The sequence below is a fragment of the Thiomonas delicata genome, from assembly GCF_900088825.1.
GTDB lineage: Bacteria > Pseudomonadota > Gammaproteobacteria > Burkholderiales > Burkholderiaceae_C > Thiomonas_A > Thiomonas_A delicata.
In genome coordinates, this window is record NZ_LT592186.1 from 1 (window position 1) to 377 (window position 377).

1 pseudogene is annotated in these 377 nt (G+C 59.9%); it reads left to right on the plus strand.

The features are described 5' to 3' along the window. Positions 1-42 precede the first annotated feature (42 nt). Positions 43-377: pseudogene (locus tag THIARS_RS17970) on the plus strand (GSU2403 family nucleotidyltransferase fold protein); the annotation flags it as partial.

The following is a 377-nucleotide window of genomic DNA, read 5'->3' on the forward strand; positions in this document are numbered from 1 at the left end:
TTTCAGTAAACTATTTGAAATTACTGAAATTCGCGCAACGCCATGCATGCCTTTGCCCTGTACCGGGTGCACGAACAGGCCTACAGCACGCTGTTTGCCAGTCTGGCTCAATCGGCTGCCACGCAGGAGCAGGTTCTCTTGGGCGCGCCCGGCACCATCATCGAGCACAAACGGGGCGCACACGTCTATTTCGCGCGGCAGTTCATGAGTCCGGAAGGCAAGCGGTGCGAAGAAACCCTAGGGGGCACCGCCAGGGACCCTGACGTGCTGCAGCGTGTACAAACCATGCGCCAACGCATGGAGCGCAGCCACGGCCTCATCGCGCGCATTCGCGAGCTTGGGCGGCTGGGCTTTCAACTCGCCGACAACAAAACGTG